Origin of the sequence: Mycobacterium colombiense (assembly GCF_001672755.1) — a bacterium.
Classification (GTDB): Bacteria; Actinomycetota; Actinomycetes; order Mycobacteriales; family Mycobacteriaceae; genus Mycobacterium; species Mycobacterium colombiense_C.
This window is the reverse complement of record NZ_LZKI01000115.1, coordinates 120,506-134,569: the sequence shown is the minus strand read 5'-3', so window position 1 is coordinate 134,569 and position 14,064 is coordinate 120,506. Positions and strand designations below refer to the sequence as shown.

18 protein-coding genes are annotated in these 14,064 nt (G+C 64.6%); 7 read left to right on the top strand and 11 right to left on the bottom strand.

Annotation, left to right across the window (positions count from 1 at the left end):
• Nucleotides 1-45: 45 nt before the first annotated feature.
• Together A5708_RS15920 and A5708_RS15915 are read right to left on the bottom strand one after the other, a co-directional pair.
• Entirely contained in the window at nucleotides 46-1,659 is a 1,614-nt protein-coding gene (locus A5708_RS15920) for an MFS transporter (RefSeq protein ID WP_065029537.1), read from the bottom strand.
• A gap of 204 nt (nucleotides 1,660-1,863) precedes the next feature.
• Nucleotides 1,864-2,217: a UBP-type zinc finger domain-containing protein gene (locus A5708_RS15915; protein WP_065029536.1), complete on the bottom strand. Its 354-nt coding sequence runs from the start codon at nucleotides 2,215-2,217 to the stop codon at nucleotides 1,864-1,866.
• A gap of 158 nt (nucleotides 2,218-2,375) precedes the next feature.
• On the opposite strand from A5708_RS15915, the gene A5708_RS15910 reads away from it, so the two are divergent.
• Nucleotides 2,376-2,714, top strand: a complete 339-nt coding sequence (locus tag A5708_RS15910; protein WP_065029598.1) for a nitroreductase/quinone reductase family protein — start codon at nucleotides 2,376-2,378, stop codon at nucleotides 2,712-2,714.
• 93 nt (nucleotides 2,715-2,807) lie between these two features.
• Nucleotides 2,808-3,704 (top strand): alpha/beta fold hydrolase, encoded by an 897-nt coding sequence (locus A5708_RS15905; protein WP_065029535.1) that lies wholly within the window; start codon nucleotides 2,808-2,810, stop codon nucleotides 3,702-3,704.
• A 24-nt stretch (nucleotides 3,705-3,728) separates the two neighbouring features.
• Here A5708_RS15905 and A5708_RS15900 read toward each other — a convergent pair whose 3' ends face one another.
• The 3 genes from A5708_RS15900 to A5708_RS15895 form a co-directional block, all read right to left on the bottom strand.
• The gene (locus A5708_RS15900) at nucleotides 3,729-4,406 is read right to left on the bottom strand and encodes a Crp/Fnr family transcriptional regulator (protein WP_065029534.1); all 678 of its coding nucleotides are present in this window, start codon (nucleotides 4,404-4,406) and stop codon (nucleotides 3,729-3,731) included.
• 163 nt (nucleotides 4,407-4,569) lie between these two features.
• Nucleotides 4,570-4,740 (bottom strand): hypothetical protein, encoded by a 171-nt coding sequence (locus tag A5708_RS26885; protein WP_155766040.1) that lies wholly within the window; start codon nucleotides 4,738-4,740, stop codon nucleotides 4,570-4,572.
• A 109-nt stretch (nucleotides 4,741-4,849) separates the two neighbouring features.
• A complete protein-coding gene (locus A5708_RS15895) occupies nucleotides 4,850-6,283 on the bottom strand; it encodes an FAD-dependent oxidoreductase (protein WP_065029533.1) in 1,434 nt (477 codons plus the stop codon).
• 230 nt (nucleotides 6,284-6,513) lie between these two features.
• Here A5708_RS15895 and A5708_RS15890 point away from each other — a divergent pair, with 230 nt between their 5' ends.
• The gene (locus A5708_RS15890; protein ID WP_065029597.1) at nucleotides 6,514-7,158 is read left to right on the top strand and encodes a DUF5134 domain-containing protein; all 645 of its coding nucleotides are present in this window, start codon (nucleotides 6,514-6,516) and stop codon (nucleotides 7,156-7,158) included.
• Between the two features lie 20 nt (nucleotides 7,159-7,178).
• On the opposite strand, the gene A5708_RS15885 is transcribed toward A5708_RS15890, so the two are convergent.
• Genes A5708_RS15885 through A5708_RS15875 form a run of 3 tightly spaced genes read right to left on the bottom strand, consistent with a single transcriptional unit; the run spans nucleotide 7,179 to nucleotide 8,771 of the window.
• Complete coding sequence (locus A5708_RS15885; protein ID WP_065029532.1) at nucleotides 7,179-7,919, bottom strand: SDR family NAD(P)-dependent oxidoreductase; 741 nt, start codon at nucleotides 7,917-7,919, stop codon at nucleotides 7,179-7,181.
• An 11-nt stretch (nucleotides 7,920-7,930) separates the two neighbouring features.
• Nucleotides 7,931-8,257, bottom strand: coding sequence for a hypothetical protein (locus tag A5708_RS15880; RefSeq protein ID WP_231117926.1), 327 nt, complete (start codon nucleotides 8,255-8,257; stop codon nucleotides 7,931-7,933).
• Between the two features lie 40 nt (nucleotides 8,258-8,297).
• Nucleotides 8,298-8,771 (bottom strand): GtrA family protein, encoded by a 474-nt coding sequence (locus A5708_RS15875; protein ID WP_065029531.1) that lies wholly within the window; start codon nucleotides 8,769-8,771, stop codon nucleotides 8,298-8,300.
• Nucleotides 8,772-8,875: 104 nt separating this feature from the next.
• Here A5708_RS15875 and A5708_RS15870 point away from each other — a divergent pair, with 104 nt between their 5' ends.
• The 3 genes from A5708_RS15870 (at nucleotide 8,876) to A5708_RS15860 (ending at nucleotide 10,759) form a co-directional block, all read left to right on the top strand.
• On the top strand, nucleotides 8,876-9,247 hold the full coding sequence (locus A5708_RS15870) for a hypothetical protein (RefSeq protein WP_065029530.1): 372 nt from the start codon (nucleotides 8,876-8,878) through the stop codon (nucleotides 9,245-9,247).
• Between the two features lie 130 nt (nucleotides 9,248-9,377).
• Nucleotides 9,378-10,409, top strand: coding sequence for a fused (3R)-hydroxyacyl-ACP dehydratase subunits HadA/HadB (locus tag A5708_RS15865; protein WP_065029529.1), 1,032 nt, complete (start codon nucleotides 9,378-9,380; stop codon nucleotides 10,407-10,409).
• Between the two features lie 134 nt (nucleotides 10,410-10,543).
• Entirely contained in the window at nucleotides 10,544-10,759 is a 216-nt protein-coding gene (locus tag A5708_RS15860; protein WP_065029595.1) for a DUF3072 domain-containing protein, read from the top strand.
• Nucleotides 10,760-10,916: 157 nt separating this feature from the next.
• On the opposite strand, the gene A5708_RS15855 is transcribed toward A5708_RS15860, so the two are convergent.
• Nucleotides 10,917-11,867 carry an alpha/beta fold hydrolase gene (locus A5708_RS15855; protein ID WP_065029528.1) on the bottom strand — a complete coding sequence of 317 codons (951 nt, stop codon included), beginning with the start codon at nucleotides 11,865-11,867 and terminating at the stop codon, nucleotides 10,917-10,919.
• Nucleotides 11,868-12,044: 177 nt separating this feature from the next.
• On the opposite strand from A5708_RS15855, the gene A5708_RS15850 reads away from it, so the two are divergent.
• Entirely contained in the window at nucleotides 12,045-12,257 is a 213-nt protein-coding gene (locus A5708_RS15850; protein ID WP_065029527.1) for a hypothetical protein, read from the top strand.
• A 12-nt stretch (nucleotides 12,258-12,269) separates the two neighbouring features.
• Here the strand turns inward: A5708_RS15850 and A5708_RS15845 are convergent, their stop codons facing one another.
• Nucleotides 12,270-12,500 carry a hypothetical protein gene (locus tag A5708_RS15845; protein ID WP_065029526.1) on the bottom strand — a complete coding sequence of 77 codons (231 nt, stop codon included), beginning with the start codon at nucleotides 12,498-12,500 and terminating at the stop codon, nucleotides 12,270-12,272.
• Between the two features lie 608 nt (nucleotides 12,501-13,108).
• On the bottom strand, nucleotides 13,109-13,543 hold the full coding sequence (locus A5708_RS15840) for a type II toxin-antitoxin system VapC family toxin (protein ID WP_065029525.1): 435 nt from the start codon (nucleotides 13,541-13,543) through the stop codon (nucleotides 13,109-13,111).
• Nucleotides 13,544-14,064 lie beyond the last annotated feature (521 nt).

Here is a 14,064-nt window from a genome sequence, read left to right as displayed (position 1 = left end):
CGTTATGTCAACCGGTTCGTCGGCTCCGCAGCACCGCTCAAAGCTTCATCGGCGCAGGCGCAGCGCGAGGAAGTACTCGTGCTGTCGGGTGCGGTCGACGGTATAACCCAGCGCCTTGGTGAAGCCATCGGTGTCGTGTTCCAGCCAACGCTCGGTGCGCTGGCGCTCGAATTCGGTCCAGGACGGCACCGTGAATCTTTCGAGGAACGTATCGGCCTGTCCGACGCTGTGATACAGCCGCCAACTGTGTCCGCCCGTGCGCAGTCGTGACCGTCTGACCGCGCGCATCGCGTCGGTGAAGTCATCGAGGTTCGCGGGCGGAACCTGGTAGCGAACCGTGACCAGCACCGGGCCGTCTGCGGGACATGGTTCGAACACGAGCGTGGGCGACGGCCAGGCGGTGGAAACGTCGACGCTCAGGGTCCCGGTGCAGGGCAGCAACGGAAGGACGAAAATGCTCAAGGCGACTACGCCGAGCGCAATGGCCGATCCGATCAGCGCAATGTGTAATCCCGCCCGCGTGGCGACCGCACCCCAGACGTAGGAGCCGATCGCCTGAGATCCCGTCGCGACGAGCAGATACACCGCCAGGCCGCGGGCACGAACCCAGCGCGGCAACGAGAGCTGCGCCGCGGCGTTCAACGTTGTCAGGGTGATCAGCCACGACATGCCGGAGAGCACCAGAATCGGCGTCGCCGCCGCGAACGGCAGCCAGGCCACCGCCAGCGGCGCTAGCCCGTACACGGCAGCGGACCCGGCGAGCAGGATGTTATCGGAAACCTTTTGGCGTAACCGCGCGGCGAACGCCACGGAAAGCACGGCTCCCAAGCCGATCGCCGCCAGCGCCACCCCGTAACCGCTGGCGCCCAGGTGCCATCGGTGTGCCGCGGCCACCGGCAACAGAGCCAGCACGGCCGACGCCGGGAACAGGAAAAGCACTGCGCGCAAGAGGATCCTGCGGAAGATGGGGCTGTTGTTGACATAGAGCAGGCCGGTGAGGATGGCGTGGCCGAAATGCTCTCTTTCCAGCGGGGCCAGTTGTTTCGAGCGTTTCCACCCCGCAAGGGCGACGATGATTCCCGCAAACGACACCGCGTTGATCGCGAAGGCGGCCGCGGGTCCGGACAAGGCGACCACGACTCCACCGACAGCCGGTCCGATCGCTCGGGCGGCATTGCCTGCGACGCTGCCCAGAGTCGAGGCAGCGGGTATCTGTTCGCGCGGGACCACCTCGGGCTGGATCGCCTGCCAGGCCGGCCCGGCCAATGCGGACGCGCAGCCGATCGCCACGGTGAACATCAGCAGCGACGCCGGGGTCATCCGGCCCAAATAGGTCAGGACCGCCAACGCCAGGGCGACCAGCACCGCATACGACTGCAGCACAAACAGCAGCCGCCGCCGGTCGAACAGATCGGCCAGCACGCCGGCGAATAGGCCTAGTACCAGTGTCGGTCCGAGGCTCGCGGTCTGGACCAGTGCCACGATGACATCGCTGCTGTGCTTTTCCACCAAGAACCATTGGGCCGCAACACTTTGCATCCAAGTGCCGACATTGGAGGCCAGCTGTGCGATGAACAGGCTGCGGTACACGCGGTCGCGAAGGGGTGCCCAAGCCGAGGGCTGCCCGGCATCGGCATGTTCACGATCCTGGATCACCATCGAATCGGCTGCGGGCGACCACCGTGCCGGGACTGCACACGACGAAGCTGATCGGCGATGACGCATACGATGGAGGCGTGAAATACCAACGGCGAGCCACGATCGACCTCTGGCATCGGAGAACGCCTTTCGCCTGGTATCGGGATTAGAAGCTTAAACCGGGACCAGCGCACCCGCCACGCGAGGCTTTACGGGACCAACGGGTCAGCCGTCTCGATGGCGGAGCAGCTCGAACCAGTTATGCGGCACCCGCCCGCGTGGCCCGGGGACCGACTGGTCCTCGGGACGGCACTCGGGTGGCGCCAGCTCGGGGCCGTCGTAATAGTCGTTGGCCTCGTAGTTCCAGAACCAGTCCTCGCCGGGCTCGAACGACCGGATGATCGGATGCCCGGTCTGCTGCCAGTGCTTGGTCGCATGGCGAGACAGCGAATCGTCGCAGCAACCGATGTGCCCGCACGCGGCGCAGCGTCGCAAGTGCACCCACCAACCACCGTGCTCATCGCACTCGGCGCAGCCCATGCCGCTGGGCGGCACCGAAGGGTCGACGGGAGCCGTCATCAGCGCCCTCCTCGTTTGTGGCAGCCGCTGGAGCGTCTGCGCGGGATGCTACCTCCATAAAGCGGGGCGACATCACGTCGAATTCCCACGGCCGACTGCTCGCCTCAATTTGCTGCGATACTTCTCACGTGAGTCCCAACAACCTTGGCCGCCTCCTGATGCGAGCCGCGCCTGTTTTCAATGCGCCGATAGCCGCGCTGGCCAACTCGCGCCACTTCGGCCGGCTGATCAATCGCAACATCACGATGCTGACCTACACGGGGCGACGCTCCGGACGCACGTACAGCATCCCGGTGGCCTATCGCCGTTCCGGCGACGACATCGTCGTCAGCGTCAACATGCCCGACGCGAAGACCTGGTGGCGGAACTTCCTCGACGCCGGTGGGCCGCTGACGTTGCGGCTGGACGAAACCGAGCGCGCCGGACACGCCGTCGCCACGCGGGACGAAAAGGGAGCGGTAACCGTCACGGTGCGGCTGGCCGAGACCAATTCGTGAATTCCGCCTTCCCCGCCCCGACGAACCGCTATCGGCCGCGTCGAGCGAAACCTGGATCAAGACAAAGCGTTTGAATCCTCAGGAGGTCGGAAACTGTTTTCCCGCCCGCGCCAGATACCTGTGACACCACTTTGGTTCACCACAGCGCTCGATCAAAAACCGGACCACTGTGACGTCGACGTCGACGGTTGCCGCATACACCTGCGCGTCTGGGGCGATGCCGACCAACCTCCGGTGGTGCTCGTCCACGGTGGCGGAGCGCATTCAGGGTGGTGGGATCACGTCGCGCCGTTCTTCTCCCGCACCCATCGGGTGATCGCACCGGATCTGTCCGGGCACGGCGACAGCGACGCACGTGGAAGTTACGACCTGCGAGTCTGGGCGAGCGAGGTGATGGCGGCGGCGGCAGCCGCCGGTCCCGCCGGGCGGCCGACGATCATCGGCCACAGCATGGGCGGCTGGGTGGTATCTACGGCAGCGATGCACTACAGCCAGCAGATCAACAGCATGCTGGTCATCGACTCGCCGTTGTGGGAGCGCGCGCCGGAGGAGGGACGGCTACGTAGGCGCAAACACAACCACTACCGGACGAAAGATGAGATCCTAGCCCGCTTTACGGCCGTGCCCTCGCAGGAGCTGATCCTGCCCTACATCCGACAGCACATCGCGGGAGAGTCGGTCCGCAGAACCGACGAAGGGTGGATTTGGAAGTTCGACCCGGCGATCTTCGGCGGTGAGTTTCTCGAGCCGACGCCCGCCGACGAGGAGTCGTTGGAATCCATGCTGGCCGCGATGCGTTGCCGCGTAGGGTATTTGCGCTGCGAAGCCGGTTTGGTGCCGTCCGACATGGCCGAGCGGATCCGCTCCTTGCTTCAGCTGCGTGGCCCCTTCGTGGAGCTGGCCCAGGCCGGCCACCATCCCATGCTGGACCAACCGCTGCCCCTGGTGGCGACGTTGCGGACCCTGCTGGAGTTCTGGTCGATCACCTAGGGCGTGAACTGGGCGATGCGGGCGTTAAGCCCTTGCGCGCCGGGCCAACTTCGCGGGTTGGTCGATGATGAGGGCCCTGCCCTGTTGCCGGATCCATCCGCGTTGGGTGAAGTCCGATAACGCCTTATTGACCGTTTCACGCGAGGATCCCACGAGTTGCGCGAGTTCCTTCTGCGTGAGGTGGTGCTCGACCAGCACCGAGCCTCCGTTGCTGGTGCCGAATCGCATTGCCAGATCAAGGATTTGCTTGGCCACCCGGGCGGGGACGTCGGTGAAGATCAGGTCGCACAGCGTGTTGTTGGTATGCCGAAGTCGGCGAGCCAACACCCGCAACAGCTGCTCGGCGATTTCGGGGCGTTCGACGATCCAGGTCCGCAACGCGTTCCGGTCCATCCGCACGGCTTCCACCTCGGTCAGGGTGATCACCGTCGAGGTTCGCGGGCCGGGATCGAACAGCGCAAGCTCACCGAACACGTCCCCGGGGCCCAGCACCGCGAAGACTGTTTCGCGACCATCGGTCGTCTGATGACGAATCTTCACCGAGCCCGACAGGATGACGTAAAGGTCGTCACCGAGCTCGCCCTCGACGAAGACGGTGCGCCTGCGCGGGAACGATACGTGCTGCAGGTGGCGAGCCAAGGCATCGACCGCATCGGGAGCGATCCCCTGGAAGATGCCGGCTCGCGCCAATACCTGGTTCACGCCGCCCCTTTCAACGCGTTTTGCACGGCGTTGCGCGCACTAGGCGCTGCTCCGAAGTGGGGGCGTCTTAGCTCGCGGTCCAGACCTTACACCAGGGGGCGGTTCCGTAACGTAGCAGGTCGCGCCCGCCGCCTCAGTGTGGAACGAGAGCCGGGTGAGCCATTCAGGCGGCCGGCGTGGCGACCGACGATGCGATGGTCACCTCGGAGTACAGGTTCCCGCATGCGTCGCAATCCACCTGATACTCGAGCTTGTCGTCATCGCGCTCAAGAAAGCGGTACTGCGCCCACGCCATGCAACGCGGGCACCGTGCACGACCGTGCTCGATTGCCATTCGCCACCCCTTAACTCGCCACAGACATACTGGAAGTACCCAGTGCGGAGCCGGGCTAACCATCGGGTGTCAGTTGCGCTCGGCAGCCGCGTCCGCGGGCGTTTGGACGCTAGTAGTTCAGCCCCGAGTACATGACGCGGCCGGGATCGTATTTCTGCCGTACGGCGCTCAGCCGGGGCAGGTTCGGGCCGAAGTAACGCGACGGCGGCTGGTTCGCCTCGATGTAGTTCACGTAGCCACCGACCGAATACTGTTGCACCGCTTGATGTGCCGTGTTGAGCCAGTTGGTCGCGGCCGCCGGGTCGCCCGTCTCCACGTACCACTGCACCAGCGCTGACTGCCGGCGCCACGGGAAGGCGGTGGCGCCGGGCGCCACCGTGGCGAGGGCGCCGTCCATCGCGTGCATGATGGCCAGCATTCGGCCGGCGCCGCGGGGAAAGGCATTGACCGCCGAGGCGATCCCCTGCGCCACCCCCGCGTTGACCGTGGCGAAGACGTCCGATCCGCCGACGTACCCGAGCGGCGACGGGTTGAGGTTGCCGACGGCCAGATAATTCACCAGGTCCATGTAGTTGAAGGTGTGGTTCTCGGTACCCGACGGCTGCAGTCCCACCGCCTGGGTGATCGCGGCCGCTGCGCTGTTACCCGACCCGGCCGGGCAGGTCGCGAGGATCCGGCAATGCACGCCCATCGGGTCGACGGTGGCGTCTGCCAGCGCCCAGCTGTTGCGGTCGGCGGTGCGAAGCCAGTTCTGCCAACCGACGAGGACCTGCGCGAACGACTGTGGTGGGAAGTTGAGGTTGACGACGTCGACCTCCTTGGTGGGGAATGTGGCGAAGGTCAGCGAGGTCGTCACGCCGAAGTTGCCGCCACCGCCACCGCGCAGTGCCCAGAACAGGTCCGGGTTGCTGGCGGCGGACGCGGTGACCGCCTGGCCACTGGGCAGCACCACCGACGCCGACGTCAACTGATCGCAGAGCAGGCCGGCGTGCCGGGATTGGGCTCCCATGCCACCGCCGAGCGCGTGTCCCGCGGCGCCGACCGACGGGCAGGTACCGGTCGGGACGCCGCGGCCGACCGCGGCCAGCGTCCGGTGCATCGTGTACAGGCTCGTCGCCGGCGTCACCGTCACCTGGCCGGTTGCGGCGTCGTAATTGGCATCCCCGGGCAGCTGGCGCAGATCCAGCACCATGGCGCCGTTGGCGGTCGACGCGCCGATGTAGGAGTGTCCGCCGCTGCGCGGGGCGACCTTGAGGTTGTGGGCGGCCGCGAAGGCCATCGCCTTCTGCACGTCGGCCGCCGATGTCGGGGTGACTACCGCAGCGGGTGTGAGCCCGTTGTAGTTGGTGTTGAAAACCTGCTTGGCCCCGGCAAATTGGGGACTATCGGGAAGCAGAACCTTCCCGCCGAGGGCGGTGGACAGACCCTCCCAACCGGTAGCCCTTGGATCGGCGGCGACCCGGGGTGCGCCGAGGACCGCTCCGGTGGCCAACGCGCCGACGGCGCCCCGCAGAAACGTCTGCCGCGAGAATTCACGCGCCATCGTCGGACTCCCGCGATTGCGTCATGCCCCGAATTCTCAACCACCAGAAGCGTCGTGCCGCACGACGTGTCGGGGGGTGATTGAAACGTGCCCGAACCGTTACCGCGGCCGGGTTTCTCCGGCTCGTCGCCGACACTCTCGACGATTGTTGGCTCAAATACCCCGCAGGGGTACGGTGGCGCCATGGGCGAAGCGCAGACAGTATTCGTCAGGTCACGATGTTGCATGCCATGATCGGCGAAACGGCGATGCGCTGGGTCGTCACCGTGCTGTTCGGTGTGAGCAACGCCATGTACGCGTACCTCGTTGTGGCACAGCACGATCGGTGGACGAGCCGACTCACTCATCTGCTGCACCTGACGATGTCGGTGGCAATGGTCTTGATGGTGTGGCGCGTGGGGCTCGACCTGCCGGCACTCGGTCCGATGCTCTTTTTCCTGCTGGCCGCCGTCTGGTTTGTCGGCGTTGCAGTCCGGGCATCGGCGCAATCGCGTCAGCGACTGAAGACCTGCTACTACGCGGCGATGATGGCGGCGATGGCGTGGATGTACGCGCTGATGAGCGGAGCCGTGCCGGGCGTTTCGACACACCCGCACTCACAACCGGATTCGGCGGTCATGGACATGCCCGGCATGACGCTGCCCTCACACGGCATGTCTTCGGCCGCCGCCGGCTTCCCCTGGGTCTCCGCGGCGAACTGGATCGGGGTGGCTGCATTCGCCGCCGTGGCGCTGTATTGGTCCTACCGGTTCATCGGCGAACGCCGGATGAACCGAGTGCCGACCACCGCGCGGGCGGTGTGGTGGGAACCGCTTTATCAGGCGTCCACCGCCGCCGGCACCGCGCTCATGTTCGACGCGCTCGTCGTCCGGTAACGAGGCTGCGCCGAAACTTCTCAACCCGCGCCTTTACCGTTGTCGACGCGATAGACGGCGCCGTGAACCGCGGCCGCGGCATCGCTGGCGAGGAACGCGATCACGTTGGCGACGTCGAGGGGTTGCATCATCCCGCGCGGCGACGCTGTGCGCATGATCAGGTCGTAGTTGGGATTGTCCGGCGCGCTGAACTGTTCAATCTGCGGCGTGAGCATGCCGCCGGGGCAGACCGCGTTGACGCGCAACCGATCCGCGGTGTACTCCACCGCCAACGCACGGGTGAGACCGATCAGGCCGTGCTTGGCGGCACAGTAGCCGGCCGAATACGCCTGGCCCTCGACTCCGGCGATGGAGCTGACGTTGACGATGTTTCCGCCGCGGTTCAGCAGATGAGGCAGCGCCGCCCTGCACAGGTAGAACGGCCCGTTGAGGTTGACCGCAAGGTCCTGGTCCCAGTCGTCGTCGGTCATCGACTCCGTCCGGCGCATCTGGTGGCGCCCCGCGACGTTGACGAGGATGTCCAGGCCGCCGAAATCACGGACGCACTGCTCGACCGCGGCCCGGCAGGCCTGCACCGAGCCGATGTCCACCGAAGCGAATCCGCCGCGTTCGATGCCCTCGAAGACGTCGGCCAAGCGGCCGGCGTCACGACCGATGCCGAAAACCGTTGCGCCCTCACCGGAAAACAATTTCGCCGTTTCGGCGCCCAAGCCCGACGATGCCCCGGTCACCAACGCCACTTTGCCGTGCAGTGCAGTCATGCCAGTGCACCTTAATAGGAACGCAACCGCAGCATGCCCCCGCGTCGAAATTGGAGGGGCGCAACTACTCTCAGCCCGCATCTGGCGGCCACGTCGGAGACGATGCGTTCGGCCCGGAAGCGCTGCTGGATCCGGCGCGCGGTGATCATCGCGAGCAGGTTGATGGCCTGCCTGCTCAGCGCGACCCGGCTGGTTCGCTTCTTCCAGCTCGGCGGGGCCGAGGCCGCGCGTCGTCCGAAGTAGTAGCCGATGCAGGCAGCTGCCGCGAGCGCGGCGATGACCGCGAATACCGTCACGTGTCGAGCGTCCTTCGTCGCCGTCGCGAAGAGATCACGCACCGGCTACACCTCGGCCAACAACTGCGGGCCGGCGCGCGGGTCACCGGCGGAAGACCACCCACCTCATCGCGCTGTACATGTACACCGCTTCACACCCGCCCGCCGCCAGCCGCGACAGCTGATACTGCAGTCCAATGACGGTCAGCGCGGTGGTCACCCCGAGGATGAATGCCAGGTAATTGACGACGACCACCACGACGTAGATCGCGATCTGCGGCCCCACGGGTGCGTGGGACCGGAAATTGAACATCCGATTGAGCACGTAGCTGAGCGCGAACGCGCAGACGTAGGCAACCGTGACCGCGATCGGCACCGGAAGGCCCAGCGCGCCACGCAAACCCGTGAGGATGGTCAGATCGACGCAGAAGGTGAGGCCGTTGATCACACAGAAGCCGACGAACGTCGGTGCGACGACTGCCGCAAGCCCCAACGGCAACCGCCCGACGAATGCCTCGCACCAGCTATGGAACCGGCCGGACAGGCGTGATTGTCCGGTCGCCGGTTCCGCTCGCACATGAGCACGGTGACATGACCAGGTATCCACCACGTGATCGGCGGGCCAACGCCGCGTTGTCTGCTTGCCCCGTTTCGCCGAACCGGAACCCTACGATCTGGGTTGTGGACCAGATGCCCCGGTACACGGGCCCGATAGATCCCCGCAACCGCAATATCTTCGGCGCTTGTCTGTCGCTGTTCGGGATGGCGGCGATGATGGTCGCGCTTCTTCTGTTGCTGACGGCCGAGAGCAATCGCGCTCTGGCGTTCAAATTGGAAACCGGCTTCTTCCCAATGTTCTCCGAATCCGCAGTGCAGTCGGCGCGCACCGAAATCATCATCGCGACGGTATCGACGGTCCTGGCGACCGCGTCGGCGGTGACGGCTGTGATTTTCCGCTCGACTACTGCGTGGCGGCTGATCGGTGTTCTTACCCTGTTGGCCCTGATCCTGGTCGGCCCACTGCTGTGGGTCTGCTACGACATGGCTTTTTGAAGGCGGCTGTCTGGCCGGAATCCGTATTGGGACCGGCGCAGCGCGCGGCCCTTCCGGTGGCCTGGTATCGGCGCGTTAGTGTGCGTGGGTCGGCATCCGTGAACAGGCCGATAGAAAAGTTGGGCAATTCATGACAGCAGCAGCAGAAACGTCGGCGCTCGAATCGCGGGTCGGCCATTACTACCAGATCGAGGACACTTACCAGGTCGGCCGCGAGAAATTGCGCGAGTTCGCCCGTGCCGTGCAGGACTATCACCCCGCGCACTGGAAACTCGCCGCCGCCGCTGAACTGGGATATTCGGACCTGGTGGCTCCGCTGACGTTCACGTCGGCCCCGGCAATGGCAGCCAACCGCCACCTCTTCGAATCGGTGGTCATCGGGTACGAGATGTATCTGCAGACCGAGGAAGTCTTCGAGCAACACCGGCCGATCGTGGCCGGCGACGAACTGCACATTGACGTCGAACTGTCATCGGTGCGCAGGATCGCCGGCAGAGACTTGATCACCGTGACCAATACATTCACCGACACCGCCGGCGAGCGGGTGCACACCCTGCACACCACCGTCGTCGGAGTCACCGCCGAGGATGTCGATCCGGCGATCAGGACCGTCGCGCAGCGGGTGATGATGCACGACGTGAACCTGGCCGGAATCGACTACTCCGAAGCGGAATACCAGAAGACGGTGCGCCCCGCGGACGAGGTTCGAATCGCCCACGGAGGCACGACCCGCACCCCGGGGACAGCATCCTTCGATGACGTGAAGGTCGGCGACGAGTTACCGGTCCACCACGCCCGACTGTCGCGCGGCGACCTGGTGAACTATTCCGGGGTGGCCTGCGATGCCAACCCGCTTCATTGGGACGAGAACCTCGCCAAACTGGCGGGGCAGCCCGACGTGATCGCACACGGCATGCTCACCATGGCATTGGGCGCCGGATTCGGCTCCGCATGGTCAGGCGACCCCGGTGCGGTTACCCGCTACGCGGTGCGGCTGTCCCAGCCCGTGATCGTATCGGCGACCGAGGGAGCCGACATCGAATACAGCGGCCGGATCAAGTCATTGGACCCGGAAACCCGCGCCGGGGTCGTGATCGTCGGCGCAAAGTCGGCTGGTCGCAAGGTTTTTGGCCTGGCGACGTTGAACATCCGCTTCCGCTGATGCCTGCCGTGGTGCAGAACGGGCCGCCACCAATTGGCTAAACCGGGCCGAACCGTCGCGCGCTGGTTTTCGCTGCTCGAGTATGTTTCGAACACGTGTGCGAGGGCTATTACCTCGTCGGAGGTGATCGCGACATGAGCGACAAGTTGAAACAAGCGCCTAACGAGACAGCGGAAAAGGACCCAGCCGACTGGGTCACGGGCGACGAGCCGATGACCGGACCGCAGCGGAGCTACTTGCACACACTGGCGCAGGAGGCAGGGCGTGAGGTCCCCGATGATCTGACCAAGGCCCAGGCGTCCGACCTGATAGATGAGCTGCAGCAGCATACCGGGCGCGGCAGTAGCTGAGGACAGTCGCTCGTCAGGGTCATCAGCATGGCGAACGCGAACGCCAAACCCGCGGATGTCACCACCCCTTGGTGGCGGTCCAAGCCGCGCCAAACCGATGTGCAGTCCGGCTACGCTCATTTGCTGTAAGACTTGACACGAGTAACGGTGCCTACGATCAACTTTCAGCCGCTTGGTGGTCGATGAACTCTAGCCCGGCCCGAATAGCGGGGCGGTGGCGCAGGATTCGGTAATGAGCGAGTCGGCCGAGCCCGCGCGTCGTCATTAATCGTGCGCCTTGCCATGACGATGCGAGCCGCTCACTGGCGGCGTAAGGGCTGTCCGGGTCGTCGGGGTCATGGATGAGAAGCAACGGCGGGTAGTTGGCTCGTCGACCGATCCGCGTCATGTTCGTCTCGTGCAGCGGCATTGCGATTCGTTTTTCCAGACGACGTTGCAGGCCCGCGCGGATCCGGCGGCCGAAGCCGTGGCGTGCGGCGAACAGGTCGAGATAGAGAGGGAAATCGCCCATAGGCGCCAAGAAGACCAAGCGCCCGACAGATGCGCCCTGCGCCGCCGCGAATGCAGTCGCGTTCGCTCCGAGTGAGTGAGCTATCACCGCATGGGCAGGGCCGTGGGTCTCGATTATCGCCGCGACGGCGTCGGCACACTCGATGGAAGTGGTACGCCCGGGCGCAAGTGCACCCGGATCCGATTCGTTGTGGCTTGGCAAGTCGAATGCAACGACCCGGTACCCCGCCTCCACCAGCGGTTTGACGAATACTGCCAGATGCGCGCGCTGCCCGCCCCAACCATGTACCAGATATACCGGCGGCCCCTCGCCCCATTCCTCACCAGCGATCCGATGCCCATCCCAATACGCTTCTATCGGCCTGCCCGGGGACACCCCCGGCGGCATGCGCAGACTCGACTCGAGAACCGGTGGGGTGCACCATAACTCGACTGCCCACCGCGATCCCAGACAGGGCGCCAACTGCTCGAGCAGCCAAAAAAGTCGGCGCACTCGGGCGGCGACCGGGGGTAGGACTCCGGAGCCGACGACATCGAGCGGGGCGATCTCGCCAGTCTGTGCTCGCGCCGACGCCGGTCCTTGTGCTCCTTCGGTCATGAATCGCAATCATAGGCAGGCAACACGCACCGACTATAGCTTCGCTGCACCCTCTGGACCGGAACGGACAACTCCTGAACCGCCGGGCTCATGCACAGGCGACCAACTCCGACGTCGCCCTCTGGATCTAGACTCCCACCGTGTGAACCGGGCAGCGCTGCGTTCGCCCGCGTCAGGTTGGAGGCCGACGATGCCCGTTTTTTCCGGCTACAGCTGTTCTGGCTGGCCGGCCTGAACGGTATGTGGATGGTCGTGCCCGCCATTTCGGGTTACCTGCTGCTCCAATTGACCAAAGATCCCCACTACGACGCGCGGGCAGCTGGCCGCGATCTGCTGGGAAAGCGGGACACTGCTCTAGAAGTGTTTGCCCGCAGCGCAATCCGAGCTTGATGGGCGGTGACCTCAATCCGACCAGGGGTAGACAAACAGCGGCCCGGTGATGCCGTATGCGAGCCATGCCAGTGCGCACAAGATCAGTAGCTGGATCGCCCACTTCAATAAATGGATCCGGTGTGCCGAATGCAACTCGAACCGGATGACGTTGTTGAGCCAGGCAAGATCGCCGGCACTCAGGAACACTTTCCCCGTTCCGACCCTGAGCACGTAGCCGATCGTCCCGCTGGGACGATTCACGCGGACCAGATGGAGTGGATTCCCGTCAACGTCTCGCAGGCCGATGAGGCTGGTTAGCTCCGATTGTCTCACGGTATGCCCACTTAGCTTGGGTTCCGGCTTCCTGCTGTTGGAAACCTCACGCTACTCCGCGCGGCGATTACACACAATATTCTGTCCCACAGGCAATTTCGTTGCACCGATGTTGTCCACTAGCACGCGTTCGGAGTGGCCTTGCACGTGACCTTTCCCACCGGTGGACTACCGAGCCGCCCTTCCATCCGGGCGCTTCTAGTTTCGCCGCTGTCGAGATGAAGGAACGATTGACAAGACACGCCTGCCTACCTTGACAAGAGTTCGGCGCGCCGCGGAGGCTACCAATCTTCGTTGCCGAACGCCTAGCTCAGGCGGCTCCAGCTTCGATCTGCGTGTAGGGTCTCAGACTCCGTATCCCCTTGTGATCGCTTGACCTGCGGTGATGCAGATTTTCTCACGCCGTGACGTAGGGGATTCGTCTCAATTTCGTGTCATTTCTTCAGGTCAAGCTCTTTGCTTCGCGATGCACCGCCCGCAGCGGAGGAAGTCTGTTCACTCGTTGTAACTCGTTGCAGTGATCGTGCAGCACGTCGTCAACGCGGCTCCGGTAACAGCAGCTCGTACTCGACACCGAGCAGGCGATACGTCGGTTCGGCCCGTCGGTCGCAGGTGACGAGTGACAGCTTGTGCTGACGTGCGGTCGCACCGACAAGGCCGTCATAGAACGCGCCTCCGGCCAATCCGACCTCGGCCATTTCCTTCAGTACGCGCTTGGTATCCGTCGCCGACAAGAAGCGGGACTCTGGGAAGTTCGTGTCTTCCAGACGTATTGCCGCGGCGGGGCTCAGGCGATGCGGCGCCGGCAATCGGGTGAGCACAGACAACAGTTCAACCGCGGCATGGCCCGACATGCCGCGGCGGCAGCTGAGGAGTCGGTCTATTGCCGCACGGTGGAACGGGTTCTCGCGCTGTACGAGTGCGAGCGCCGCGCTGGTATCGACCAGCACGTGTTCACCGTTGGTCGGCAAGCCGGAGCTCCCTGACCTCGTCAGAATCTAGTTCGGCTCCGCCTGTGGGCAGCAGGAGCAGGCCGTCTTGTTCGACCAGTTCTTCGCCCGCCACGCTCTCGATGCGGATGGCGGCCCCATCGAGTGAGACCTCTACCTCCCCGGCGGTGATACCTGCCTGATCGCGGAGCGCTTTCGGAACTACCAAACGCCCTGCCTTATCTATGGACGTACGCATACCACCAAAATTACCATTCAGATGGTAGATGACGGGGGGTGCGCTTAAGGGTTGCCGAACCGCCCTAAGCCAGCTCCTGACACGGCGGCCTCTTCGAAGAAGGGTGCGCAGGTACGATGCCGCCGATCGCTCCGCAGTCGACCCTGCCTGCGCCACTAGGAGTGCGACGAAGCCGACGTTCTGGACATCACTTGGTTAATTGATACGGGCCACTACGAACGTCTTCGTTTGCTGGCGTGGCGTCCCGCGTTTATGTCTAAACCTGTTCTAACTTGCCGACATTCGCGGCGAAGCCTATGAAGGG

What these genes read in the sequence shown, in the direction of transcription:
- A5708_RS15860 (WP_065029595.1), top strand. Translation starts at nt 10,544, where the DNA reads ATGAGCGACAAGTTGAAACAAGCGCCTAACGAGACAGCGGAAAAGGAC.
- A5708_RS15915 (WP_065029536.1), bottom strand. Translation starts at nt 2,217, where the DNA reads ATGACGGCTCCCGTCGACCCTTCGGTGCCGCCCAGCGGCATGGGCTGC.
- A5708_RS15865 (WP_065029529.1), top strand. Translation starts at nt 9,378, where the DNA reads ATGACAGCAGCAGCAGAAACGTCGGCGCTCGAATCGCGGGTCGGCCAT.
- A5708_RS15895 (WP_065029533.1), bottom strand. Translation starts at nt 6,283, where the DNA reads ATGGCGCGTGAATTCTCGCGGCAGACGTTTCTGCGGGGCGCCGTCGGC.
- A5708_RS15885 (WP_065029532.1), bottom strand. Translation starts at nt 7,919, where the DNA reads ATGACTGCACTGCACGGCAAAGTGGCGTTGGTGACCGGGGCATCGTCG.
- A5708_RS15855 (WP_065029528.1), bottom strand. Translation starts at nt 11,867, where the DNA reads ATGACCGAAGGAGCACAAGGACCGGCGTCGGCGCGAGCACAGACTGGC.
- A5708_RS15890 (WP_065029597.1), top strand. Translation starts at nt 6,514, where the DNA reads ATGATCGGCGAAACGGCGATGCGCTGGGTCGTCACCGTGCTGTTCGGT.
- A5708_RS15910 (WP_065029598.1), top strand. Translation starts at nt 2,376, where the DNA reads ATGCGAGCCGCGCCTGTTTTCAATGCGCCGATAGCCGCGCTGGCCAAC.
- A5708_RS15920 (WP_065029537.1), bottom strand. Translation starts at nt 1,659, where the DNA reads ATGGTGATCCAGGATCGTGAACATGCCGATGCCGGGCAGCCCTCGGCT.
- A5708_RS26885 (WP_155766040.1), bottom strand. Translation starts at nt 4,740, where the DNA reads ATGGCAATCGAGCACGGTCGTGCACGGTGCCCGCGTTGCATGGCGTGG.